Genomic DNA, 25,295 nt, shown 5'->3' with positions numbered 1-25,295 from the left:
AGTAAAATGCACAAAAAATCACTGCATCTTGCGTTGAAAAATTTACAGTTTGCGTAGGTCAAATTGTTTGGAAGAAAAAATGTGATATGATTTGACCATGAAATCAGGCGTAAGTTTGTGAACAATGATTACGCAGGGAAGAAAACAAGGGAGGGATTTTATGAGTGACAAGAAGAGGTCCTCAGGCGTGTGGCGTGGTCTGACATCTGTTTCAGCCAGCCTTTTTGCCATCATGTTCGGCGCGTCATCTATCGCGAACGCAAATGCAGCATTTATCAATACCCGTCTGGGAACATCCAACTACAAGGCAGTTGATACAGGAGAGGAAGATACAGATTCCACATATTTTAAATCTGAATTTTCCAGCCTGACTGAGCTGATCGATGCAAAGAATGCACTGGCAGAGGAAATCGCAGAAGAGGGTACTGTTCTTTTTAAGAACCTGGACAATACACTTCCGCTGGATTCCAGCTCCGATAAGGTTACCTTATGGGGTCTGAATTCACATAATCCTACACTGGGCGGTATGATCGGATCCTCCGTATCTGTTGATTCGGAGAATGGACAGGTTCAGTATGATATTGAAACTGCATTCCAGGAAAAAGGCTTTGAGCTCAATAAGGAAATGATCAAGCTGTACATGGCAAAAACCGAGGATTATGGCAGAAAGAACGGACATTCTCTGCAGCCATCCTTCGGTACTATGTATGAGAATCCGGCAGCGTACAATGTAGGCGAGCTTCCGGCAGATCAGTATTCTGAGAATATTCTGAAATCTGCGGATGATACAGTAGCAGTAGTTGTGATCTCACGTGACAGCTCCGAGGCGGCAGATTACAATCCGGATATGAGCGCAGGAGAGAATGATAGCTATGAACGTCCGCTGGCTCTCTCAGATAATGAAAAAGACATGATCGAGCTGGCAAAGGAGCACAGCACAAAGGTCATTGTCATGATCAATGCCAACAACCCGGTTGAGATCGATGAGCTGAAAAAGGATGATGAGATCGGCGCGATCGTATGGGCAGGAGAGCCTGGCGCAAACGGCTTCCTTGGCGTGGCTGATGTGCTGGCTGGTGATGTGAACCCATCCGGTCATATCTCTGATACATATGCAGTAAATTCCGCATCTGCACCGGCTATGGTGAACTTTGGTGTATATATGTACACCAACAATTCCCAGGACGGCTCTGCATCCGACGGTGTGGAAAAGCTTACTGAGACAAACAAGGGCGACTGGTATGTAGTAGAGTCTGAGGGCATCTACACAGGCTATAAATACTATGAGACCCGTTATGAAGATTCCGTTTTGGGGCAGGGCAATGCTGACGCAGCAGAAGGTGCTACCGATGGAAAAGAATGGGTATATGAAAACGAGGTATCTTATCCGTTCGGCTACGGTATTTCCTATACAACCTTCGAGCAGAAACTGGATTCTGTAGAGGTAGAGATTGGCGGAACAGGCGTAGCAAAAGCAACCGTTACCAATACAGGTGATGTTGCCGGTAAAGACGTGGTACAGCTTTATGTGCAGTCCCCGTATACAGAGGGCGGCGTTGAGAAATCCGCGATCCAGTTAGTTGGCTTTGCAAAGACAAGCATTCTGGAGCCAGGCGCATCCGAGGAAGTAACGATTGAGTTTGATCCGGCTTATATCGCAAGCTACGATGAGAACGCAGAAAAAGAAAACGGCACAGCAGGTGCATGGGTTCTGGATGAGGGCGATTACTACTTTGCAATCGGCAACGGCGCTCACGAGGCACTAAATAACGTGCTTGCAAACAAGAACGGCAGCGATGAGAACCTTGTCTCCACAACAGAGGATGAGGTGATCAACCCGGATAATGCTATTGTATGGAAGAACGAAGCCACAGATATTGAAACCTATTCTGTAAATGTTGAGAATAGACTGCAGGATATGGATATCAATAAGCTGATCGAGAACACAGTAGAGTACACCACAAGAAGCGACTGGACAAAGGGCTGGGAGCCTGTAGAGGCTATCACACCTACAGAAGCCATGATGGTTGGTCTGACAGATAATCTGTACGAGCTTACAGAGAACTCCGGCGAAAGCGGCGGTGTGACATGGGGCGTTGACAGCGGCTTGAAGATCGTAGATATGATGACCTTTGACGAGGAAGGCAATTTCACGGGTGTTCTGGACTTCGATGATCCGATGTGGGATCAGCTTCTTGACCAGTTCACACTTGACGAAGCAATCCAGTTTATCGAAAAAGGTGGAGATGACGTAGAGAACGTTGATTCCATTCAGCTTCCGAGAACATATGCAAACGATGGTCCTCTGGGATATACAGGCGACCAGGTTGGCGGTTACTTTGTAAGATGGTCTGAGGACCTTTCCGGTGAAGACTACTACACCGAAGAGAGCGATGAGAGAGCAACCTGGCGTATGGCACTTATGCCGACAGAGCCGATGGTAGCTGCAACCTTTAACCTTGATCTGATCGAGAGAGAGGGCGAGCTTCTTGGAGAAGACGGACTTTGGGCAAATGAAAGCTCTCTGTTCGCACCAGGCTCCAACCTTCACAGAACTGTTTACTGTGCACGTAACCACGAGTATTATTCCGAAGATTCCATGCTCTCTGCACTTTGCGGAAACGCAGCCTGCGCCGGACTGAAAACAAAGGGAACCCAGGCAGAGCCGAAACACTTTGCATTTAACCATCAGGAATCCAACCGCTCCGGTATTTCTACATTTATGACAGAGCAGGCAGCACGTGAGAACGAGCTGAGAAGCTTCCAGATGGAAATGTCCCTGAACAATGCAGCAGGTGTTATGACCGCATTTAACCGTGCCGGTACTTCCTACGCAGGAGCTTACAAGCCAATGCTGGTGGGTATCGCCAGAGATGAGTGGGGTTACCTGGGATGGTTCAACACCGATATGATCAACGGTGCGGACTACATGAACTGGAGAGACATCACCGCAGGAGGAGGTGGAAACTGTCTGACCTCTTCCGCATACGATACAGCCGAGATCGGCACCATGGCAGCTTCCAAGAGCGCGATCGAGAAGGATCAAAGCTTCCAGGAAATGATGAAGTATAACTTGAAATTCTGGGTATATCAGTTGGCACAGTGCAACGCGATGAACGGTATCAGCTCTACAACAGAGATCCAGTATATATCTACCTGGTGGCAGAACGCGATCCTTGGCGCAGAAATCGCATTTGGCGCACTGACGGTACTCTTTGCAGTGATCGGTCTTCTCAAGGCAAAAAAAGCAAAGAGCGCACGGGCGTAATCATAGGAGGTGTTGAAGAATGAATAAGAAAAAAGCTGGCGGGTTTTACCTGACAATTGCAGCAGCAGTTCTCGCAATCGTGGGAGCAGTTCTTTACGGCTCCGTGATGTATAAAATGAACGAAGTGTACATTCTTTTGGCAGCGGCTATCGTACTTGGAGTACTGGCATTTGTACTGGCCGGAAAAACCGCACTGGTAAACCTCGTTCCGGTAGTAAATGCAGCATTGATGGCAAGTGCGGCTGTCTGGAGTGCAAATCTGATGGTAAACCAGATCGGTTATGTGATCGCAGGTCTAGACGGAATGGACACCATTCAGGGATTCATCGTATTCTGTGTGATCGCAGTAGTTGCGATGCTCCTGAATATCATTGCCTCTTTTATGCCGATGGCAAAAGAAGCGTAAGACGAAACCATAATAAGTATACAACTGCCGGGGGCAGTTCAAAAGTATAAGGAAAAGGAGAAAAAACCATGAAAAAATCAACAGCAGCGATTCTTTTAGCAGCAGCAATGACATGTGCTATGGGCACAACTGCATTCGCAGCTCCGGAACCAGAGTTCGAGCCGAATGCAGATTATGAAAAATGGTGTGCGATCGACTACACGATCGAGGATATCGGAGCAGAAATGGTAGTAACCGTATCCGCTATGGAGGATGATTCCAAGATGGATATCCAGTGCAACTTCTATGGTGATGACCAGCACGCAGTGGCAGAAAAAGACGGCGACGGCTGGAAGGTTGTAGAGGATAAGACCGGATTCATGGAGACAGATACACCTATTATCATCGAGAAAGCTCTGAAAGAGGGCGAGTGGGCAAAGATGGGCGAGGAAGCTCCTGCAGCAGACGACAAAGCAGCAGATGAAAAGGAAAAGGTTAAGCTTCCGGTAGAGCCAGAATTTGAGCCAAACAGAGATGACTATGACAAGTATACAGCAATCGATTATACGATCGAGGACATTGGAGCAGAGATGGTTGTAACAATTTCTTCTCTGGAGGATGAGTCCAAAATGGAAATCCTTTGCAACTTCTTTGGCGACGACCAGAAGGCAGTAGCAGAAAAAGACGGCGATGAATGGAAGGTAATTGAGGACAAGACTGGATTCATGGAAACAGACACACCGCTTATCATCGCAAAAGCTCAGGAGCAGAACATCTGGCTGCCTACAGATGAGACGGCAGAAGCTGCAGCCGCAGACGATGCAGCAGAGGGAGAGGCAGCCGCAGACGGCGAGCTTCCAGTAGAGCCGGAATTTGAGCCAAACAAGGAGTATGACAAATATACAGCCATCGATTACACGATCGAAGACATCGGCGCAGAGATGGTAGTTACCATTTCTTCTCTGGAGGATGAGTCTAAAATGGAAATCCTCTGCAACTTCTTTGGCGACGACCAGAAGGCAGTAGCAGAAAAAGACGGCGATGGATGGAAGATCGTAGAGGACAAGACAGGCTTCATGGAAACAGATACACCTATCATTATTGAGAAGGCTCAGGAGCAGAACATCTGGCTTCCGATCGAGAAATAAGAGCAATTTTATCAGAGAGTATCTTTAGGGGGCGTTCCGGGAACGGAGCGCCCTTTTAAAAATTAAAAGAGGAGCGATTTATGAAAAAAACTACCGTAAGGCACATCCTGACGGCTCTGTGTATAGTGGTCGGGATACTGCTCATATGTTTCGGGGCATTTTTTTACCTGTGCATGAAAAATCCTGATCCTGACAGACCGGAAAAAACAGAAAATCCAACAGGCTTCGTGCAGGCTGTGGGAAGCAACCTGTATGACGGGGATGGAAATATTCTCACTCTTAAGGGTGTGAATCTGGGGAACTGGTTTGTCCAGGAATGCTATATGAGCGTGGTGAATGTGGGGGATTTTGACACTGGCATCTACACGCAGAAGCGGGCTGAGGATGCCATGAGAGCAAACCCGAATCTTACAGAGGAGCAGATTCAGGAGCTGTATGATCTCTATATGAGCACATATATCACAGAGGAGGATTTCGCTGAGATCGCGTCTGTGGGTCTTAATACGGTGCGGATCAATTTTACCTGGATGAATCTCACTACGGACGGGGAGACATTGAGGGAGGATGCCTTCCGGTATCTGGACTTTGCGTTGGAGATGTGCGAAAAATACGGATTGTACGCCGTTTTGGACCTGCACGGTGCAATTGGCTCCCAGAACCAGGATTTCCATTCCGGGGATGACGCACAGTTTGACCTGTTCGGCAATGAGGAGAACCGCCGCATGACGGTTCAGCTTTGGAAGACCATTGCAGAGCGTTACAGGGACAGAAAGGTGGTTGCAGGCTATGACCTACTCAATGAAGCAAGGCGTGAGGCCGGAAAATACGGCGGAAAGGTCACAACGGATTTTTATGATGAGCTGTATCAGGCCGTGCGTGAGGTGGATCCGAACCATATGATCTTCATTGAGTATTTTACCTTCCCGATCCACGGAAGCCGTGTGAAAAATTATAACTGGGAAAACGTCTGCCTGGAATACCATATTTATAACAATACTTCTTTCTCCCAGAAAACGTGTCTGATGTTTTACAATGCGCTCCACAATTTTATGGGAAGCAACATGCCTGTATTTGTGGGAGAATGGAATGCCTGGGACAGTGAAGTGGACTGGAACGAGAGCATGGATTATTTTGATTCACTGGGCTGGTCTTATGCTTCGTGGGCTTATAAGACAAATGCTTATTCCTACAGGGGAGTTACAGGCGCCCATACGAACTGGGGGCTTTATGAGCTGGATGCGGAGCCGGTGGATCTGTCCACAGCATCCTTCGAAGAAATAAAACAGGCGTATGAAAATACGGCAACAGAGAATGCAAGGACGACATTGGTACACCAGGTGTATGAGGCTCGGTTCGGGGAGAATTAAGATGGTTATTTTGGTTTTGGAGGCTATCTTGTTTGCCATAGCTTTGTATGAAACAAATATCAGCCCGTCTTTTACCATGATGTTTATGGCGGCAAATTTTGGTTTATGCGGACTTGGCAGGGGGATTGGATATATTGTGCGTTGGAAGACAGGGAGGGGCATGTTTTTTCAGCGGATCGAGGATATTCTCTTTCTGGCAGGAATGGCGTTTTCTTTTCCGGCAGTTTATATTTATGCGGTTGGGGACGACTGGCTTGATCTCTGGGTGAAGCTTACGTTTCTGGCAGGTACGGCGCTGGAGCTTGTATCATTCTGTCTGGCAAAAAGACAAGGAAAAAGGCGGGGGATGCTCCGGGAATCTGCCCTGTGGATTTCCTTTATGGGAGCGTGTTTTGGGCTGTTTTGCGGGATATCAAGTCCTATGCTCATTCCCTACGGGGCAATGCTTTTGCTTCTGGCTGCGCTGAGAGCACGGGAAAAAGGAGCAGCATTTGGTGTGGAGAAGCCGGAGCTTCAAAGCGGTGAGGATGAGAAAGTCCCCATCGTAAATCCGATTAGGAAGTGGGGAAGCCGGGCAGCGGCGGTGTTGGTTCTGATCATTCTGGCAGTCCTTATGGGGAATCCGTACCGTGTAGCCCGTGTGTTTTACGTGCTTGGGAAAGGGCCTGATTTTCTTTATGATAACAGTGAAAAGGAGATGAGTGGAGATACTGAGGAATTTCTTCCCGGGGCCAGATGGTTGGATACGGAAGGAAATGTTATCCAGGCACACGGCGGGCAGATCCAGCGGATGCCGGTTCCCAACGGAAACGGCGGAAAGAAGGAAAAATATGTATGGATCGGTGAAAATAAAAGCAGCGGTCATTTTGGGAATTGTTTTGCCGTCTATTCATCGGAGGATCTGCACAGTTGGACCTGCGAAGGGGATGTGTTAAGATCTGTGGAATCTATGGAGGAGCTTGCGACAGATCCGTATTTTGCAGAGCTTTACGGGGATTACACAGAAGAACAGCTTGGGGATGTGCTTCTCTGCATCAATAAAAATACGGTGATGGAGCGTCCGAAAATGCTGTACAATAAAAAGACCGACAGCTATGTGCTCTGGTTTCACAGCGATGACAGCACAGAGAAAAACAGTTATAAATACGATGTGGGAATGGCAGGCGTTGCAGTCAGTGATTCGCCCTTCGGACCATTTCGGTTCCTTGGAAGATATCGTCTCAGCCAGTGCCCGGAAGGACAGATCGATTGTTTCCCGGCTTCAAAGGGAGAGGCGCGTGATATGAACCTGTTCCAGGATGATGATGGGACAGCTTACGTTGTTTATACCAGTGAGAATAACAAAACCCTGTATATTTCAAAGCTGAATGAGGATTATACGGGACTTTCGTCAGAGCCGGAGACGGCGGTCTATCAAGAGGATTTCATCCGGCTGTTTCCGGGAACCATGCGGGAGGCTCCGGTTCTCACAAAAGGAGAGAACGGACGGTATTATCTCATGTCTTCCAGTACCACCGGATGGATGTCGAATCAGGCTCGGGTGTGGTCCGCGGACGAGATTTTCGGAGAATGGAAAAACGACGGAAATCCCTGTGAAGGTAAGGGCGCTTCCGTTACCTTTGATACGCAGAGCACCAGTATTTTCCGCTCAGAGGAAGGGCAGTGGATCTATTACGGCGACCGATGGGATCAGACAGATCTGGCAGATTCCAGATACGTCTGGCTTCCGGTGGAATTTAAGAATGACAAATTGACGATTTCCTGGGCTGGGAAATGGAAATGACTTTTGGTGTCCATGGTAACGGACCGCAGGAGATAAAAAACATAAGGGCTGCGGCGTGGCAGCCCCTTTTAAAAGAATGCGATATTCAGGTGGAATGGGAAGCGTCTTGTGTGGAAAGTTCATACTCTTCCAGTAACTGCTTTTGGAAATCAGGATTGGATATAGATTTAATCAAATCATCCTGACGGTTATCGCGAAGCAGGAATTGGTTAAGACGATTGATCTTTTCTGTCCCGGCTTCTAATCCGGCTTCACGTCCGGCCTTTAATCCGGCTTCACGTCCAGCCTTTAATCCGGCTTCATTTCCTTTGTTCCAGCCTGTTTCCATTGCTTCTTCAGCAATGGATTTGTACATCCTTTTTGTGAAAATCTCATCATCGTATTCGTCCAAAAACATAGCAACGACCTCCTGACGGTGCTCCTTCAACACATCGGTCAGGACATCCTCCTGAATGCAGCGATCCACAGCAAGGTTTACGGATGTCTGAGGAGTGTAGCCGTGTTTGATATTATCACGGATATAGGAAATAAAGCGTGAATAATCAAGAAGAGGCTTGCATTTTTCCATCAGCTCCCGGTTTTTGCCATAATTGATATTAAGCACCAATGCCTGACACTCCAGGGCAGGAGTAAGGTGGGTACCGTTTGGATTCGGAGGTGTGGGAAAAGCATCGGATAACCGCATGATTGATTGCTCTGGTTTTTCCTCCACCCCATTATAAAATACCAGAAACTGAGGAAAGGGAAGAAGAATCTGTTTACTGCCATATATGTTTGCATCTGTTTTTTCTATGTAAGCGCGGTATAGCCTGGCAAAGTACAAAAATCCGCGAAGTGGTATATTGGGATTCCAGGTAGACTGGTGTTCTATAAGACAAAGCGCCCAGTCCAGGAGAAATGAAATATCATTTTTATATCCCAGATAGATCACATTTTCAAGCGTTGTGACAGTAAGCTGGCTGACATCCTCATATGACGTCTGGTTGATGGCGTTATATAATTGTAAAAGCTTCTTTTTATCCCGGAAAATGAATCGGAATAATTTATCCTTATGTGTTCTTTGCACATATGTGCCTTCATCGGGAGTGTTAGGAATCTGAGATTCCTGTGTCACATGGACAGAAGTATTATTCGCTGTCGGATTGTTTTTCATGTTTACACACTCCTATTATAATCTTTTTTACTGTGTTTTAAAAGTCCTAAGTTTGGACGTTGATAGAAACTGTCTTTTTTGCAGTTTGTGCGTGATAGGATAAACACCTCCTTTTAAAGAATTTGCTAAAGGAAATCGAGGAAGAATGGATAGAAAACAGATAAAGTATAGAGTAATAAGAAATAGAGATAGCATTAATCATATATGATGTTTGAGACATTGTAAAGTAAAACATTTCGACAAAATTCGACTTCTAAGAGTAGGGCGGCCATTTTTTTAGAAAGAAATAAGCCCTGCGCTATAAAAAAATGATAAAAAAACGGAGGGCTTGCGGATGATAAAGGTGGCTGTTGTAGAGGACGACCAGAAATGCAGAGAACAGATTCTCAGTTTCCTGAATAAATACGGTGAGTCGAAAAAAATTGAGATCGAGGTTACGGAATATGCGGATGGCAAGGAGATTATAGAAAACTATCTTCCCTGCTATCATGTGATCTTTCTGGACATTGAGATGCCTGTGCTGGACGGAATGAAGGCTGCCCGGATGATCCGGCAGAAGGATGCTCAGGTGGTGATCGTGTTTATTACAAATGTAGTCCGCTATGCAGTCAAAGGCTACGAGGTAGGGGCACTGGATTTTATTCTCAAGCCGTTAAAATACGAGGCATTTTCCCTGAAAATGAACCGTATTGTGCGGATGGCGGACCGACCCTCTGAAAAAAGCATTGTAATTTCATCCAGAAACGGCATGTACCGGATTCCTGTATCGCAGCTGATATATGTGGAGGTGGTGGGGCACCAGGTTCTTTATCATACCACAGAGCAGGAGATCAGTGTCAGCGGTTCCCTAAAGGAAGCGGAGGCATTGCTTTTGGAAAATGGTTTTGAAAAATGTAATAGCTGTTATCTTGTAAACCTGCGTCATGTAAAAGGGATTCGTGATAATTATGTACTGGTGGGAAAGGAACAGCTTCAGATCAGCCGGGCGAGAAAGAAAGGCTTCATGCAGGCTGTGACGGACTACATAGGCAGCCTGTAGGCGTATATACGGAACGAGAAACATTCGGATGGGGGAAAGAGTATGGAGTGGATGACGGGTCTGAGCAGTTTTTCCTATTGTATGGAAATGATGATATCAGCGTTGATTTTTATGGTATATCTGGAAAAAAGGAAGGGATTTTGGCTGCGGATGCTGTGCAGCATCGTTGTTTTATTTTTGTGTGCGGTATTTGTGAATCCCTTTTTTCAGGAAATTACCAGATGGTACAATTGGTTATGGTTTTTCATCGTCTATGCGGTGGTGATATTGCTTTGCTATTTGTGCTGTAATATAAGCTTTTACGATGCCATATACTGTGCCAGTCTTGGGTATCTGCTGCAGCATATTGCTTCCAGTCTTTATATTTTGCTTACCTTTCAGGGCAGTATGCCGGCGTGGAGCGGAGTTTTGTACTATATGTCATATGCAGTGGTATATACAGCGGTATTTTTCATTTTTGCAAAAAAGCTTCAGGAGAACGGTCATTATGACGTTTCCGGGGCAAACGCAATGGTAACAGGCACCCTGGTTCTGGGGATTGTGCTGTGCCTTAGTGTGTTGGTAAAGGGTACCACTATGGAGGTGACAGGAGCGGAAAGCGCTACGGAGAAATATGAAAAGCTTTTTTGTCTCACACAGCTTTATGCTATATCGATCTGTACCATTTTCCTGGTCGTGCAGCTTTTGCAGAGAAATGAGCTGCGGGCGGTGCGGCGTTTGAACCAGAATCAGAGTATGTGGGAGCAGAGGCAGCTCCAATATGAGCTGTCGAAAGAGAATATAGACCTGATAAACCGGAAATGCCATGATATGAAGCACCAGATCGCGGCTCTGGCACAGGCGGAGAAGACCTCTTCTTCCAGGCAGACTTTCGTCAGGGATGTGCAGAATATGATCGAGGTTTATGACAGTGACGCCAGTACAGGGAATGAAGCACTGGATACGATCCTTATGGAAAAGGGGCTGTACTGCAGGCTTCATGACATTGAATGGACCTGTGTGGCGGATGGAAAGCTGTTATCCTTTATGGATGTTGTGGATTTATATACGATCATGGGAAATGTGCTGGACAATGCCGTGGAGGGTGTGGAAAAGTGCGTCCACGGAGAATGGAAGACAATAGGAGTCCGTATCTGGCAGCGCGGCTTGTTTGCCGTGATTCAGGTGGAAAATACCTATGCGGAGCAGATTGAATTCGTGAATGGGCTTCCCAAAACCAGCAAGGAAGATAAAGGAAGCCATGGCTTTGGAGTGCGGAGTATCAAAGCCATGGCGGAAAAATACGGAGGGAGTATTCATATTAAAGCAGAGGATGGAATTTTTACACTGACCATATTGATTCCGCTGCCGTGATACTTTCAGCTGAGTTCAGTCCAGTTGCCCAGTGCAGCAGCTTCCTTTAATATTGTCTGACCGTTTGTCTGGAAAAATTCACCGTCCGTAATATGGTACTGACCGTCGTCAGTTTTGACGCCATTTAGGTTTGCGTCAAGCCCGTAATAGTCAAATTGAAGATTAAATACGGTTTCTTCTTCGTTTGTGCGGACAAGGACAGGAATTGTATTTCCGGCAGCATCTGTGAAAAGAATGCTCTGGGATTTGACGTATTCCTGAGTGGATGCGGCGGTGTCAGAGGATGCAGTAACGCTTTGAGCGCTGTAGCCTCCAAATACAAGAAGTGTCATTGCGGAAATTGTAAATAAAGCCTTTATAATATTTTTTCTCATAATCAAAACCTCTTTCTTTTAATCTGTTTATATTGGTTCGATAAAATCTTTTGCTATGTTCTTGTTGACTTCTATAATAACTATCATAAGCTAGAACAACAGATAAAATAAGGAGATTACTTGACTAAAATAAGGACGATATTGACTTTTCTGTGCAAATCATGTGAAATTGACAGCCTGTTTGGGACCGTATTTGCGGATATGGGAGGGCGGGCAGCCATAGATTTCCTTAAATGCGCGATTAAACAATTTTTGATTCTGGAAGCCGTGTTTTTCCATCAGTTCAGAAATCGGGATATCCGTGTGAAGAAGGTCATGATAAATATTTGTAATGCGCACTTCTGTTAGAAACTGCAGGAATGAGATTCCCATATTCTTTTTAAAAAAACGGCAGAAGTATTCTTTGTTCAGTCCCATATGACCGGAAATGTCATCCAGGGATATGGGCTCCTGGTAGTGGGCTTCCACATAGGAAATGATGTCGCGGATACGCTGCCGTGACCGTTCATCTCCGTAAACATCCTCCGAAGCGATCTTTCTGGAAAAATGCCGGATCAGCTTTGCATAGACCTGAAGGATCAGGCCGGAAGACTCCAGCGGAAGTGCAGGGGCCTCCTGCATATACAGACGGGTGATTTTTTCCAGAAGCAGGCCAAGCTCCAGATATTCATCCGCCTTATCCTCCGGAATACAGTCCGGGCGGCAATCAATATGGTACAGACGGATATCAGGGATATATTTTTCCATCTCGTTAAGATTAATATGAATACACAAAAACATGGATGCAGTGTCGTGATGGTGGGTATTGTGAACCTGCCCGGAATTGATGACCACAGTGCGCCGGGAAGGAAGGGGAAAAGTAGTCCCGTCAATTGTAATATCAGGAGAACCATTTAAGTAGTACAGAATTTCCAATTCATCATGCCAGTGCAAAGGTTCATAGGAATCAGAGAAAGTACAAAAAACATACTGGATGCCTGTTTCTGTTTTATTTTTCAGGTTTTCATATACTGGCTGCATATCCGGAACCTCCATTAAAAATTTAAACCGACTATAAATAACTTTATTATAACCGATTATGCTGCAAAATCAACCGACTGGGCTGGACTTCTTGTCTGGCCCTCTTATTTTTATTAAAATGTCTGCATGAAAAAAGCTGAGCCGCAGCGCGAAGCTATTTGCCGCGGTGCGATTTGCGGAGCAAATTGCAGCGATGCCCGAAGTTTTTATGGAGCGAGGGACGGGCGTAATGAAAAAACGATATGAAAAAGAAACGGAGGAAAGAAAAATGGCAAATGAAACAAATGCCAAAAAGCGCATGAGCAACAAAGCTTTTGCAGGAATCTGGGGAACTGTACTTGCGATTTTGCTTGTGGCAGTTCTGGTGGCAAATTATTTCGCAATGAAATATACCACGATCATCACCAGATCCCTGGGGCACACGACAACCAAGGTGGTTTCCACAGGTGATGGCGAGTCAAACAGCGATTACTTTACCAGCGATTTTGATTCCCATGAGGATCTGGTGGCACATCAGACAGAGTTCAGCAAACAACTGGTGGCAGAGGGTGTTGTCCTTATGAAAAACAGTGACAATATTCTTCCCATGGACAGCAGCCAGAAGATTACCCTTTTCGGGATCGGAACCGCTAAGTTCCTGTATGGAGGCGCAGGCTCCGGAGCCATTGACACTACAAATGTATTGAGCATTAAGGAAGCATTAGAGGCAGAAGGTTTTGAAGTAAACCCGGAAATGTGGACCATGTATGAGAAATCCGAAAACCGTGTGGGAAAAGAAATCCCGGTAGAGGAATACTCCAGCACAGTACAGAATTCCATCAAAGACTACAATGATGCGGCTATCATCGTAATTTCCCGGTCTGCCCAGGAAGCGCAGGATCTGGAGGAAGAGCAGCTTCAGCTTTCCGATGAGGAAATGCAGATGGTCAAATACGCAAACGATAACTTTGACAACATTGTGGTGCTTCTGAACACGGCGAACCCCATTGAGATGGGCTGGGCAGATTCCAAATTTTTCCCGAACATCAAGGGAATCATGTGGACAGGCTATCCGGGACAGGAGGGTATTTCCTCCATTGCGAAGGCGATTACCGGAGAAGTAAATCCGTCGGGACGTCTGGTAGATACCTATGCGTTTGATTCCATGAGCGCACCGGCCTCCCAGATCTTCGGTGCAGGACAGTGGAACAATACGGAGCACGAGAATAGCTGTAAAAACTACTATACGATTTACGGCGAAAGTATTTATGTAGGATACCGTTACTACGAAACAAGATATGAGGACACGGTTCTGGGGCAGGGAAATGCCTCCACTGAGGAAAACGAATACGACTACACCAAACAGGTACAGTATCCATTTGGATATGGCCTGAGCTATACGGAATTTAGTTACAGTGACTTCTCCCTGACGGAGAATGAGGATACCTTCACTGCACAGGTGAATGTCACCAATGAAGGGGATGCGGCTGGCAAGGATGTTGTGGAGGTATATTTCCAGTCTCCGTATACAGAGTATGACCGGGAAAACCTGGTGGAGAAATCGGCAGTAGAGCTTTGCGGATTTGCAAAAACAGGGGAAATTGCACCCGGCGAAAGCGAGACGGTTTCTGTGGAAATCGGCAAGGAAACTCTTCGCGCATATGACTATATGAATGCAAAAACCTATATTGTGGATGCGGGTACTTACTATTTCGCAGTGGGAACCGACAGTCATGCGGCTCTGAATAATATTCTTTCAGCAAAAGGCTATACTTCTGCAGATGGTATGGATGCAGAGGGTGATGACTCCCTGGTGGGAACCTACGAACAGAAGGAGATGGATACCACTACTTACGCAGCAGATGGTGATACAGGTGTTGAGATCACCAACCGTTTTGACAAAGGTTCCTTTACTTATTACGATGACTCTTATGTATATCTTTCCAGAAATGACTGGGAAGGAACCTGGCCTGTATTCTACGGCGAGGCGGATGAAAAGGGCAACTATACGGCAACTGCAACCGATGAGATCATTGCAGACAGCCAGTACAGCACATACCAGGACGATCCGAATGCAGAAATGCCTGTGACGGGTTCCGGCGAAAACATTAACCTGATCACCATGCGCGGCAAGGATTATGACGATGAGGGCTGGGATGCTATCCTGGATTGTCTGACAGTTGACGAAATGGTTGAGATGGTCCGTCTGGGAGGCTGGCAGACCATGGCGATCGACAGTATCTCCAAGCCGATGTCCAGCGACCAGGATGGTCCTGCAGGTATTTCCGGCGAGCTGATCATGAGTGATGTGGACTGCATGGGATATCCGAACCAGGAGGTTCTGGCGGCAACATGGAATACGGAGATTTCTCAGGAGTTCGGCAACTGCATCGGTGAGGATGGCCTTGCAGTAGATGTGCAGGGTTGGTACGCACCGGGTGCAGGTACACACAGAACGCCTCTTGGGGGACGTAACTTTGAGTATTATTCTGAGGATGCCTACCTCTCAGGTGCAATGTGCGCAGCCGAGGTTGCAGGAGCACAGAATAAAGGTATGTACTGCTATCTGAAGCATCTGGTTTTGAATGACCAGGAGGTGCGCCGCTATGGTGTATCCACATTTGTAACCGAGCAGGCGCTTCGTGAGCTTTATCTGACACCATTTGAGATGGCTGTCAAAGATTCTGACTGCCGCGGTATGATGGCAGCGTTTAACGGTATCGGCGGTGTGTGGTGCGGTTCCAATAAATCTCTGCTGACGGATGTTCTTACAAATGAGTGGGGCTTCCACGGCATTGTAGTAACAGATTATGCTTCTGCAAATACAGGATATATGCTGATCGATGCAGGTCTTCAGGCAGGCGCCGACCTGTGGCTGAATACGGACTCTGAGGTATATAAAATGGATGACGCCGCAAGCAATCCTACTATCGTAAACGCTTTGAGAAATGCAGCTCACGACATTCTTTACACAGTGGTAAACAGCTCTGCCATGAACGGAATTGATGAAAATGTTGTGGTACAGAAGGTGCTTCCGCTGTGGCAGAAATGGCTTATCGCCTTTGATATTGCGATGGCTGTGATTATCCTGGGAGGAGTGCTTCTGGTAGTACGCAGATGTAAAAAGAATTCAGTAAAGGTAACACTGGAAAAGTAACTTTATATTGGGAAAAGCTGACATGTTTTTATACAGGGGTCATTGCCAAAGGGCAGTGGCCCTTGTTTATTAAGTTGCGGCGAAAATACAACATTTTGCGTAGAAAATCGTCAGTATAGTATGTTTATGTTAGAATGGAAAAAAATTGATCGGGAAAGAGGTAAGGTTATGCAGATTTCGAGAAAATACCAGCTTATTGCTCCGGTGATCGTATGGGTTCTGGGGATGATCCAAATTATCCGCTATATCATGCTTGGAAACATGGCGGCGTTGCTTACAGTGGTACTTCTGGAAGTGTGGTTCGGGATGACTTCATATGCGGCATACAGAGGAAAATTTCCGGCATTGCTGATAATGGTTGGAATCGGAGCGGCGGTATGCTATGTTTTTACGAATCATGCGGAAACTACGTTGTTTAATGTGATTTATATATTTCAGGCCGCCGCCGCACTCCTTGGAGGAATCCTGGGAACAGCCGTCATGCTGCGGAAAAAAGAGCGGCCGGACAAAAAATGGATCTCACCTGTGGCGGCAGTGCTTGTGATGGTTCTGGCATTTCTGGCAGTGTGGGGCGTTCAGTTTTTCCGTGTGCGCAGCACGGAGGCCGTGAAAGATGAAGTCTGGGGTGTTCCTAAAAAATTCGACAGTGTACCCGCTACGGCTCAGGGAACTGTGGAGGAGCTTACATACGACACGAAGGCTTATGCAACTGATCAGAGGGATGTACAGAAGCGTGCCATGGTATATCTTCCAGCCGGATATGATGAAAGCAAAAAATATAATATCCTTTACCTGATGCACGGAACAGGGGACGATGAGGAATATTGGCTTGTTACGCACCCGGAAAATAAGGTCATGCTGGATCTGCTGATCGAACAGGAAGTTATCGAACCGCTGATCGTGGTGACACCGACCTTTTATGTGGAGGATGACTGCATGGACGGGCTGGATGCGCTGACCTATTCTTTCCGGGAGGAGCTGAGAAATGAGCTGATGCCTGCTGTGGAGACCCGTTATTCCACCTATGCGGACAGTGCCAGTGAAGAGGACTTTTCGGCGAGCAGGGACCATCGGGCGTTTGCCGGACTTTCCAGAGGTGCGGTGACGACCATCCACTCTGTGATCTGCGGAAGCCTGGATTACTTTTCCTGGTTCGGTACCTTCAGCGGAAGCCGTACCAGTGCAGATTACTTCCGGGAGAAGCTGCAGACGGAAGAATTTAAAGATTTGCCCATCCATTACTGGTATGTGAGCACCGGAAACTTTGATTTTGCGCTGCCCGGTCAGGTAGAGGATTATAAAGGACTCCTGGCAGTGGAGCCGAGAATGCAGGAGGGCGTGAACATATCTTTTGACACATACCCAATGCGGTATCATTCGGCAGGAAACTGGCATATTTCCCTGTATAACTGCCTTCAGAAAATTTTTACAGATCAGACGGCGCAATAATTCCAGGATGATTCCAACCTGTTGTTTTATAAAAATTTAGTGGAAAGCCATTGTCTGTCCATATTGTTTTTGCTATAGTTAAAAAGGAGGCGGTCAGTGTGACAAAGCTGGGACAGATCCTGGTAAATGATGGAATCGAAAAGGGAACTGAAAAGACTAAACTGGAAAGTGCCAGAAACCTTCTGGACTTACTGGATGAAGCAACCATTGCCGAACGGATCGGCTTATCCCTGGAAACGGTAAAAAGACTAAAAGAAGAGAACGAAAAGTAAAAATGAAAGCTCCGCGGGTCGATGCTCATTTCCAGCCTGCGGAGCTTTTGAAATCTTCTTTTCCAATACGTCTTCCTTTGTATACAGAAAGCCTGCGCAAATCACGCTGAAAATACAACACTTTGCGTAGAAATTAGTTTGGAATAAATTTGAATGATATAATATTGCACAAAGAATATAGGACGAAAAGATATTTTTTTGTTAAAGGAGGAAGGCAAATGAAGACAAAACAGGCATTTAACCCTTATATGCCGAGCTGGGAGTATGTTCCGGATGCTGAACCGCATGTGGTGGGTGACCGCGTATACGTGTACGGTTCACACGACATTTTCAACGGATTGAATTTTTGCCTGGGAGATTATGTGTGCTGGTCCGCACCAGTGGATGATCTTGGAAACTGGAGATACGAGGGTGAGATTTTTAAAAGAGAGCAGGATCCCGCTGCTCCCCGTATCCGTCTGACAAACGGACTGGCTGCGCCGGATATGGTACAGGGCCCGGACGGAAGGTTTTATCTGTATTATTTCATGGGCGGAACCAAAATGATCTCCGTGGCAGTCTGTGACGAACCTGCCGGAAAATATGAGTTTTACGGCTATGTAAAATACAGCGACGGTACCCCTATCGGCAAGCGAAACGAGCCGTTCCAGTTCGATCCCGGCTGTCTGATGGATGAGGATGGCCGCTTATACCTGTACACTGGCTTTGCATTCGGCGGAAACCCGATCCTGCTTGACGGCTCCAAGCCCACGGAGCATGGCCCGATGTGGTTTGAGCTTGATACCAGTGACATGCTCACGGTCATTTCAGGCGATGAAATCCAATATATGGGCGTCCTGACCGGAAAAGAGGCAAAAGGAACTCCCTATGAGGAGCAGCCTTTCGGAGAGGCGAGCTCTATGCGCAAATTTAACGGCAAATATTATTTTATCTATTCTTCGCTGAACAGCCATAACCTCTGCTATGCAGTCAGCGACAAACCCAACGCTGATTTTCAGTACGGCGGTATCCTGGTAAGCTGCGGCGACATCGGTCTTCCTGGCGTGCCGGATGTGAAGCATGCTCATATGAGCACCGGAAACACCCACGGCAGCCTTATTGAGATCAACGGAAAATATTACATATTCTACCACCGCCACAGCAACCGGAAGCAGTCCTCCAGACAGGCAATGGCTGAGGAGATCCGCTTTGAGGACGGTAAATTTTATCAGGCGGAAATGACCTCCTGTGGACTGAACGGAGGTCCGCTGAGCGGAAGTGGCAATTATCCCACAAGTATTGCGTGCAACCTTTACGGCAAGGATGGAACCCGTTTCCTGAGTATGCTCAAGCATCCAAAGAAGAACACCCCATTCCTGACCCAGGAGGGCGGCGACCGCGAAGAAGGACCGGAGCAGTATATTGCCAATATGTGTGACGGAGCGGTAGCAGGTTTTAAATATTTTGACCTTACCAGCACAAAGAAGATCCGCGTCAATGTGAAAGGAAAGGCGACAGGAACCCTGTATATCTGTACGGAAGAAAAGGGCGCTCCTGCGGCATCGGTAGAAATCAAACCAGCCAAAAACGTACACGGTTTTGTTGCAGAACTTCACGCGCCAGGAGAAAAACAGGCACTGTTCTTTAAATTCCAGGGAAAAGGAAGCTTTGACTTCATTTCCTTTGACCTTAAGTAAAACAAACCTACAGGAAAGGAAAAGAGAAAAAGATGAGCAATCAGAAAAAAAGCATCTGGGACAGTCCTCTGACAAACTCAAAGATCAAAACCAGTGAAGTAAAGATGCCGGAAATGCTGATCGGATACTTTATCGGACCATTTGGCGCACTGCTTTCTTCCGGTATTTTTACCAGTATCCTGCAGAGCTATTTCACAGATGTACTTAAATTAAATCTTTCATTCCTCACGACGCTGCAGTTGTTTTCCACGATTTTGATCGTTGCAGCAAATCTGATCGTGGGACAGTTGATCGAGCGTACCAAAACAAAGGCCGGAAAAGCAAGGCCGTGGATCCTGCTCTCCGCACTCACGCTGTCTGTGGCAAGCGTACTGATGTTTATCGTTCCTTTTGAGGGTGTTGCAAAGATGGTATGGGTGGCAATCGCCTATAACCTGTTCTATTCTGTAGCATACCCCATTTATAACACTGCGAACTCCACGCTGGTTCCTGTTTCCACACGAGACAGCCAGAAGCGCGGTGCGCTGGCCTCCTTTACAAATGTGGCGGGTCTGGGCGTTATGGGTGCAGGCTCCATGGTATTCCCTATCCTGGTATCCTTTGCGCTGAAGGAGGATCAGAGACTGTGGTTTGTTGCCATGCTGGCAATCGCTATTTTCAGTGCACTGACTATCTATCTCCAGTTCATGTTCACCCGTGAGCGCGTCACTGAGGAGCTTATGAGCGCAGACGGTGCAGCGGCAGCAGGAGAAGAGCAAAAAGTGGCGTCCATAGGCGAGCAGTTCAAGGCTGTCACAAGCGAGAAAATGTGGTGGGTCGCCATTCTTTTCTACATGTCCTTCCAGTGGAGCGGCGCGCTGAAAAACGGTTCCATGGCCTATTTCTGCAAGTGGGTTCTGGATAATACCTTCTTCGGCTCAGCAGATGCCTGGGGGGCTTCCCAGTCCCTGCTGGCGATCATGGGCGCGATCCCTATGGCGGTAGCGGCTGTGTTTGTGGTTCCGCTGGCAAATAAATTCGGCAAGAGAATGGTAACCTTCTGGGGCATGGTCATCGGAGTGATCGGCGGTGTGATCGCCGGACTTGGGGGCGGACATATCGTGCCTACGGCAATCGGCGTTGCGATCAAGTGCTTTGGTTCGTCACCTGCGGCATATCTGATCCTTGCTATTTTGGCAGACGTGATAGACCATATTGAGTTTAAGCGCGGACTTCGTACAGACGGTCTTACCATGTCTATCTACAGCTCCATCATGGTAGCCGGAACTCCTATCATGAATGCAGTTTTCAGCGCAGTGCTCAATGCCAGCGGCTATGACCAGATGGCAAGCGTGGCTATGGGCAAAGCAGGACAGGCTGTGGGAACACAGGTTGCCATCGGCGCAAGCTATATCTGGGTAGAGACAGCAGCCTATGCACTCTGTGCATTCCTGATCTTTATGTTTACCATAGAAAAGGATCTGCCGGAGGAACAAAAGGTGCTCAAGGCGCGCAAAAAATAACTGCTTGATCTTTCGCTGCCCATTTAAAGTCGCCTGCGGCGAGGAGCGGATTCCCTGTCGGCTGATTTTAATTGTTTGCACGGACTTTGCAGCAAGTGCAAAGTCCTGGGTTAAACTGCAGCCAAAATACATCGTCAGACCTCTGGAAGCATTGCAATTTTATAGGAAAAATGCTAAGATAAAACCAATAGGATGATGGAAAAACAGCATGATAAATAAGCATCTGCCTATTTGGCAGGTGCTTATTTTAACATTGTTGAAAATGGCGTGGGTCAGGCGGATATTCCGGCGGCCGGAACTGTGGAGGGGTCACAATGATACGGATTGCAGTAGTGGAAGACGATAAGGGCTATGCAGAAAAATTGCGGAAATATCTGGACAGATACCAGAAGGAAAGCGGTAAAAAATTAAAGATCGAGTATTTTGAGGATGGAGAAGACATTGCGATAGATTATAAATGCAATTTTGATATTATCCTCATGGATATTGAAATGCAGTTTATGAATGGCATGACAGCTGCGGAAAAGATCCGTGAGCTGGATGATGAAGTGGTGATCATTTTTATTACGAATACGCCTCAGTATGCCATGAAGGGATACACAGTGGATGCGCTGGATTATGTTCTGAAGCCGCTGGCATATTTTGCTTTTTCACAGAAGATCGAGCGTGCGCTGACCCGTTTGGAGCGCAGAAAAAAGAAATTCTTTTCCATTTCCATAAAAGGCGGAATGAAGAAGCTGGAGGTTACGGGAATCTATTATGTGGAGGTCCGGGATCATGACCTGATCTTCCATACCAATGGCGGGGATTTTGAGACGAAGGGCTCCATGAAGGACGTGGAGGCAAGCCTGGAGGAGGAGAATTTTTTCCGCTGCAATAAATGTTATCTGGTAAATCTGGAGCATGTGGAGGGAATCAGCGGCAGTGACCTGCTGGTGGGAGGCGATATGATCCAGGTAAGCCGATCCAGAAAAAAAGAGCTTTTGAATCGGCTCAATGATTATATGAACGAGGTAAGTAAATGATGAGTGAAATGTGGGTCGATCCTCCCGGCGTGCTCTATGCAATTTCGTATGTTCTTGCGGCAGCGTGTTTTACGGCTTTTATCCGCAGGCCATCCTGGAACTGCAAAAAAACTATAAAGTGTTTTCTTTTTGCAGCTTTTCTGATCCTGTTCATGTTTTTCACGGACGATGTGCCGCAGATCTGGTTCTGGCCCTGTCTGGTGCTGGAATTTGCAGCGTTATATGGGCTGATGTATTGTGCCAATGACATGAACCAGATCAATACCATGTATTATACTCTTCATATGTTTATTATCGGGGAATTTACAGCTTCCCTGGAGTGGCTTATCTGTTTTTTTATTGTCGGAGGAGAGCCGGTGAAGCTGTCCGCTTTTCAGGCTTTTAACCTGTTTGTGGTATATGTTCTGGTGTATGGGGCCATTTATCTGATCGGGCGGAAGTTGTATCGTACGCAGATAGATGTGAACATCAATGGCCGGGAGCTGGCCATGGTAGCAGTGATCTGCTTCACCGTTTTTTGTATGAGCAATCTCAGTTATGTGCCGGTAAATACCCCTTTTTCCGCGCAACTGCCCAGGGAAATCTTTAATATCCATACCTGGGTGGATCTGGGAGGTCTGGCGATTTTATTTGCCTACCATGCGCAGTTAATTGAGCTGCAGATGAAGGTGGATTTCGATAACATGCAGAACATCTTGGATATGCAGTATGCGAATTACCAGATTTCGAAAAAAAGCGTGGACATGGTGAATCAGAAGTATCATGATCTGAAGCACCAGATCAATCTGCTGCGGGCGGAATTTGGTTCCAAGGATGCCCTGGAATATCTGGATAAAATGGAGAGTGAGATTGAATCCTATGAAGCTCAGAATAAAACAGGAAACAAGATCTTAGATACGATCCTCACGGGAAAAAGCCTGTATTGCCAGCAGAATGATATCAAGCTGACTGTGGTGGCGGACGGAAGCCTTCTGAATTTCATGGATATCATGGATATCAGCTCTTTGTTCGGAAACGCTTTGGACAATGCCATTGAGAGCGTAGGCGCCATTCCCGATAAGGAAAAACGGTTGATCCATCTGACCATTTCCAAGGATAAGGGATTTATCCGGATCCGAATGGAAAACTGCTACGGCGGAGAGTTGGATTTTGAAAACGGTCTGCCCCAGACCACCAAAAGGGACCGGAATTATCACGGCTACGGATTAAAGAGCATTCGCAGCACCGTGCAGAAATATAATGGTTCCGTGAGAGTTGAGGCTAAGGACGGCTGGTTCGAGCTGCGTATTCTGATACCGGTAAGTATCAGTGAGAGGGGAGAAATTGTAAGATAAAGGAGTTATTTATGGGACAGAGTTATTGGATATGGTATCCGGGGGATATGGAATTATATTATGCCATGCAGCAGAATTTCAGCCGTGTGGAGCGGGGCTTCGGATGGCCGGCATTCTGGAAAAGCGAGGGCTTCCGTCACCGCGTGGCATTCCGCAGGACCTACCGGTTGGAGCAGGAAACCAGATTTTCCGTGATTTCGGACTCCGTAGGATTCGTGCTGGTGAATGACCGGAAATATCCTTTTCAGGAAGAGATCATCTGTCCGGCAGGGGAGGCGGTGATCGCCGTACATGCGGGCTGTATTCAGGAATTTCCCAGCATTTATATAAGCGGAGAGGCGATATGCTCGGATAGCGACTGGATGGTGGAGGACTATGATAAGCCTCTTGTTCCGGTGGGATACAGCAAATATTTCACTTTGCCGCAGCAGCGACCGTCACGGTGGGAATATAGCCAGCAGGTTTATCTGCCCATCCGCAGTGAGGAATGTGAGGGCGGACTGCTCTGTGAGTTTGAGACAGAGCTTACCGCTCAGATCGAGGTGAGCTTTCTGCGGGAGAAAAAGGCTGTCCGCGTGTACTGCGGAGAGTCCCGGGAGGAGGCTCTTGACCGGGAGCACTGCTACTATAGCTGGCTGCCGGAGCCTGACACAGGACGCTGCCCAAGATGCGCGGTCCGCTTTGCTTTTCTGGACGGCGTGAAGGCGGAGGAAGTACAGGTAAAGGCTTTGCACCAGTATGTGGATATTCCTGTGAAGGCGGACTTTTCCTGTTCCGATGAGGTGCTGAATTCCATATGGCAGGTGGCGGAGCACACCTTCCGTCTGTGCAGCGGGATCTTTTTTATTGACGGAGTAAAGCGTGACAAATGGATCTGGGGCGGCGATGCTTACCAGAGCTTTTTCGTGAACCAGTATCTGATGGCGGACAGGGATATCAACCGCCGTACCTGGCTGGCTCTCAGGGGCAATGACCCTATGACGACCCATGTGAATACCATTCTGGACTATACGCTGTACTGGATCCTGGGTGTGCAGGTGCACTATGAAGCATATGCAGACAAAGAGTTCCTGGAGCAGATTTATCCGAAAATGTGCAGCACAATGGAATTCTGTGAGGCGCAGTTGGAGGAGCACGGCTTTATCGTGGGCCGTGAAAAGGACTGGATCTATATTGACTGGGCGGATCTGGACAAGGACGGTCCCCTGTGTGCGGAGCAGATGCTTCTGGCAAAATGCTGGAAGGTCATGGCGGATATGAGCCGGGTACTGGGCGTTTCCGGTGAGGATTATCAGGAGAAATATCTGGCTCTCACAGAGCAGATACAGAAATATTACTGGGATGAGGAAAAAGGTGCGTACATAGATTCCTTTACTTCAGGAAAGCGGCATGTGACCCGCCACGCCAATATTTTTGCGCTGCTGTTTGAGATTGCGGATGAGGAAAAACGAAGCTCTATTATGAAGCATGTTCTGGAAAATCCGGAAATTCCGCAGATCACTACACCGTATTTTCAGTTTTATGAGTTGGAGGCGCTTTGCCGTGCAGGGCATCTCAGTGAGGTGCTGGAAAGGATCAAAAGCTACTGGGGCGGTATGCTGGAGCGGGGCGCTGTGACCTTCTGGGAAGAGTTTGATCCAAAGGCGCCTGTGGAAGAGCAGTATGACATGTACGGCGACCGTTTTGGAAAGAGCCTTTGCCATGCCTGGGGTGCCAGTCCGATCTATCTCCTGGGACGGTATTTTATGGGTATCCGTCCACTTTGTCCGGGAGGGAATCAATTTGCAGTGGAGCCTCAACTGGAGTTTTTTGAAAAGCTGGATTGCCGTTTCCCGGTTGCCGACGGGACAGTAGAAATAAAATGGGACGGAACGAGGCTGGAAGTGAGGACGGATCTCACAGGCGGCATGCTGTATCTGACGGATGGACGGGAGTTTTCGCTGCAGGCGGGAGAGGTTAATTGCTGGGAGCTTTTCGCGTAAAAAAATTAGAATTTTCGGCTTTGCGCTTA

The 25,295-nt window shown here is 47.2% G+C and carries 18 protein-coding genes; 15 read left to right on the top strand and 3 right to left on the bottom strand.

Annotated features, from left to right (window positions below):
* Positions 1 to 160 precede the first annotated feature (160 nt).
* The 5 genes from ACESZH_RS09600 (at position 161) to ACESZH_RS09580 (ending at position 7,951) form a co-directional block, all read left to right on the top strand.
* On the top strand, positions 161 to 3,268 hold the full coding sequence (locus ACESZH_RS09600; protein ID WP_373214520.1) for a glycoside hydrolase family 3 C-terminal domain-containing protein: 3,108 nt from the start codon (positions 161 to 163) through the stop codon (positions 3,266 to 3,268).
* A gap of 19 nt (positions 3,269 to 3,287) precedes the next feature.
* Positions 3,288 to 3,674 carry a hypothetical protein gene (locus ACESZH_RS09595; RefSeq protein ID WP_373214523.1) on the top strand — a complete coding sequence of 129 codons (387 nt, stop codon included), beginning with the start codon at positions 3,288 to 3,290 and terminating at the stop codon, positions 3,672 to 3,674.
* Positions 3,675 to 3,742: 68 nt separating this feature from the next.
* A complete protein-coding gene (locus tag ACESZH_RS09590; protein WP_373214525.1) occupies positions 3,743 to 4,801 on the top strand; it encodes a hypothetical protein in 1,059 nt (352 codons plus the stop codon).
* Positions 4,802 to 4,881: 80 nt separating this feature from the next.
* Positions 4,882 to 6,168, top strand: a complete 1,287-nt coding sequence (locus tag ACESZH_RS09585; RefSeq protein WP_373214527.1) for a glycoside hydrolase family 5 protein — start codon at positions 4,882 to 4,884, stop codon at positions 6,166 to 6,168.
* Position 6,169: 1 nt separating this feature from the next.
* Positions 6,170 to 7,951, top strand: a complete 1,782-nt coding sequence (locus tag ACESZH_RS09580) for a glycoside hydrolase family 43 protein (RefSeq protein ID WP_373214528.1) — start codon at positions 6,170 to 6,172, stop codon at positions 7,949 to 7,951.
* Between the two features lie 85 nt (positions 7,952 to 8,036).
* On the opposite strand, the gene ACESZH_RS09575 is transcribed toward ACESZH_RS09580, so the two are convergent.
* On the bottom strand, positions 8,037 to 9,104 hold the full coding sequence (locus ACESZH_RS09575) for a hypothetical protein (RefSeq protein ID WP_373214530.1): 1,068 nt from the start codon (positions 9,102 to 9,104) through the stop codon (positions 8,037 to 8,039).
* Positions 9,105 to 9,438: 334 nt separating this feature from the next.
* Between ACESZH_RS09575 and ACESZH_RS09570 the strand changes: the two genes are divergently transcribed.
* Together ACESZH_RS09570 and ACESZH_RS09565 are read left to right on the top strand one after the other, a co-directional pair.
* Positions 9,439 to 10,143, top strand: a complete 705-nt coding sequence (locus ACESZH_RS09570) for a LytR/AlgR family response regulator transcription factor (protein WP_373214532.1) — start codon at positions 9,439 to 9,441, stop codon at positions 10,141 to 10,143.
* A 42-nt stretch (positions 10,144 to 10,185) separates the two neighbouring features.
* A complete protein-coding gene (locus ACESZH_RS09565; RefSeq protein ID WP_373214534.1) occupies positions 10,186 to 11,496 on the top strand; it encodes an ATP-binding protein in 1,311 nt (436 codons plus the stop codon).
* A 5-nt stretch (positions 11,497 to 11,501) separates the two neighbouring features.
* On the opposite strand, the gene ACESZH_RS09560 is transcribed toward ACESZH_RS09565, so the two are convergent.
* Both ACESZH_RS09560 and ACESZH_RS09555 read right to left on the bottom strand, forming a co-directional pair.
* Positions 11,502 to 11,870 (bottom strand): hypothetical protein, encoded by a 369-nt coding sequence (locus ACESZH_RS09560; protein ID WP_373214537.1) that lies wholly within the window; start codon positions 11,868 to 11,870, stop codon positions 11,502 to 11,504.
* 159 nt (positions 11,871 to 12,029) lie between these two features.
* On the bottom strand, positions 12,030 to 12,890 hold the full coding sequence (locus ACESZH_RS09555) for a helix-turn-helix domain-containing protein (RefSeq protein ID WP_373214539.1): 861 nt from the start codon (positions 12,888 to 12,890) through the stop codon (positions 12,030 to 12,032).
* Between the two features lie 268 nt (positions 12,891 to 13,158).
* Here ACESZH_RS09555 and ACESZH_RS09550 point away from each other — a divergent pair, with 268 nt between their 5' ends.
* The 8 genes from ACESZH_RS09550 (at position 13,159) to ACESZH_RS09515 (ending at position 25,266) form a co-directional block, all read left to right on the top strand.
* On the top strand, positions 13,159 to 16,026 hold the full coding sequence (locus tag ACESZH_RS09550) for a glycoside hydrolase family 3 C-terminal domain-containing protein (protein ID WP_373214540.1): 2,868 nt from the start codon (positions 13,159 to 13,161) through the stop codon (positions 16,024 to 16,026).
* A gap of 168 nt (positions 16,027 to 16,194) precedes the next feature.
* Positions 16,195 to 17,475 carry an alpha/beta hydrolase gene (locus ACESZH_RS09545; protein WP_373214542.1) on the top strand — a complete coding sequence of 427 codons (1,281 nt, stop codon included), beginning with the start codon at positions 16,195 to 16,197 and terminating at the stop codon, positions 17,473 to 17,475.
* Between the two features lie 98 nt (positions 17,476 to 17,573).
* Positions 17,574 to 17,747, top strand: coding sequence for a hypothetical protein (locus ACESZH_RS09540; protein WP_373214544.1), 174 nt, complete (start codon positions 17,574 to 17,576; stop codon positions 17,745 to 17,747).
* 218 nt (positions 17,748 to 17,965) lie between these two features.
* Positions 17,966 to 19,423, top strand: coding sequence for a family 43 glycosylhydrolase (locus ACESZH_RS09535; RefSeq protein ID WP_373214546.1), 1,458 nt, complete (start codon positions 17,966 to 17,968; stop codon positions 19,421 to 19,423).
* Positions 19,424 to 19,455: 32 nt separating this feature from the next.
* A complete protein-coding gene (locus tag ACESZH_RS09530) occupies positions 19,456 to 20,925 on the top strand; it encodes an MFS transporter (protein WP_373214549.1) in 1,470 nt (489 codons plus the stop codon).
* Between the two features lie 314 nt (positions 20,926 to 21,239).
* Positions 21,240 to 21,950 (top strand): LytR/AlgR family response regulator transcription factor, encoded by a 711-nt coding sequence (locus tag ACESZH_RS09525; RefSeq protein ID WP_373214551.1) that lies wholly within the window; start codon positions 21,240 to 21,242, stop codon positions 21,948 to 21,950.
* Positions 21,947 to 23,284: an ATP-binding protein gene (locus tag ACESZH_RS09520; protein WP_373214553.1), complete on the top strand. Its 1,338-nt coding sequence runs from the start codon at positions 21,947 to 21,949 to the stop codon at positions 23,282 to 23,284. Before ACESZH_RS09525 ends, ACESZH_RS09520 begins: the two co-directional genes overlap by 4 nt.
* An 11-nt stretch (positions 23,285 to 23,295) precedes the next feature.
* Positions 23,296 to 25,266, top strand: a complete 1,971-nt coding sequence (locus tag ACESZH_RS09515) for a trehalase family glycosidase (RefSeq protein WP_373214555.1) — start codon at positions 23,296 to 23,298, stop codon at positions 25,264 to 25,266.
* The last annotated feature ends 29 nt before the right edge of the window (positions 25,267 to 25,295 follow it).

This window comes from Ruminococcus sp. 5_1_39BFAA (assembly GCF_964240875.1).
GTDB lineage: Bacteria > Bacillota > Clostridia > Lachnospirales > Lachnospiraceae > Blautia_A.
The sequence above is the reverse complement of the archived record's forward strand: the minus strand, read 5'-3'. Positions and strand labels throughout refer to the sequence as shown.

Bases quoted from the DNA above. Each gene is read 5' to 3' on its own strand.
- ACESZH_RS09535 (WP_373214546.1), top strand. From the start codon at position 17,966: ATGAAGACAAAACAGGCATTTAACCCTTATATGCCGAGCTGGGAGTAT.
- ACESZH_RS09585 (WP_373214527.1), top strand. From the start codon at position 4,882: ATGAAAAAAACTACCGTAAGGCACATCCTGACGGCTCTGTGTATAGTG.
- ACESZH_RS09520 (WP_373214553.1), top strand. From the start codon at position 21,947: ATGATGAGTGAAATGTGGGTCGATCCTCCCGGCGTGCTCTATGCAATT.
- ACESZH_RS09550 (WP_373214540.1), top strand. From the start codon at position 13,159: ATGGCAAATGAAACAAATGCCAAAAAGCGCATGAGCAACAAAGCTTTT.
- ACESZH_RS09565 (WP_373214534.1), top strand. From the start codon at position 10,186: ATGGAGTGGATGACGGGTCTGAGCAGTTTTTCCTATTGTATGGAAATG.
- ACESZH_RS09575 (WP_373214530.1), bottom strand. From the start codon at position 9,104: ATGAAAAACAATCCGACAGCGAATAATACTTCTGTCCATGTGACACAG.
- ACESZH_RS09590 (WP_373214525.1), top strand. From the start codon at position 3,743: ATGAAAAAATCAACAGCAGCGATTCTTTTAGCAGCAGCAATGACATGT.
- ACESZH_RS09580 (WP_373214528.1), top strand. From the start codon at position 6,170: ATGGTTATTTTGGTTTTGGAGGCTATCTTGTTTGCCATAGCTTTGTAT.
- ACESZH_RS09595 (WP_373214523.1), top strand. From the start codon at position 3,288: ATGAATAAGAAAAAAGCTGGCGGGTTTTACCTGACAATTGCAGCAGCA.
- ACESZH_RS09545 (WP_373214542.1), top strand. From the start codon at position 16,195: ATGCAGATTTCGAGAAAATACCAGCTTATTGCTCCGGTGATCGTATGG.
- ACESZH_RS09570 (WP_373214532.1), top strand. From the start codon at position 9,439: ATGATAAAGGTGGCTGTTGTAGAGGACGACCAGAAATGCAGAGAACAG.
- ACESZH_RS09525 (WP_373214551.1), top strand. From the start codon at position 21,240: ATGATACGGATTGCAGTAGTGGAAGACGATAAGGGCTATGCAGAAAAA.
- ACESZH_RS09555 (WP_373214539.1), bottom strand. From the start codon at position 12,890: ATGCAGCCAGTATATGAAAACCTGAAAAATAAAACAGAAACAGGCATC.
- ACESZH_RS09515 (WP_373214555.1), top strand. From the start codon at position 23,296: ATGGGACAGAGTTATTGGATATGGTATCCGGGGGATATGGAATTATAT.
- ACESZH_RS09530 (WP_373214549.1), top strand. From the start codon at position 19,456: ATGAGCAATCAGAAAAAAAGCATCTGGGACAGTCCTCTGACAAACTCA.
- ACESZH_RS09600 (WP_373214520.1), top strand. From the start codon at position 161: ATGAGTGACAAGAAGAGGTCCTCAGGCGTGTGGCGTGGTCTGACATCT.
- ACESZH_RS09560 (WP_373214537.1), bottom strand. From the start codon at position 11,870: ATGAGAAAAAATATTATAAAGGCTTTATTTACAATTTCCGCAATGACA.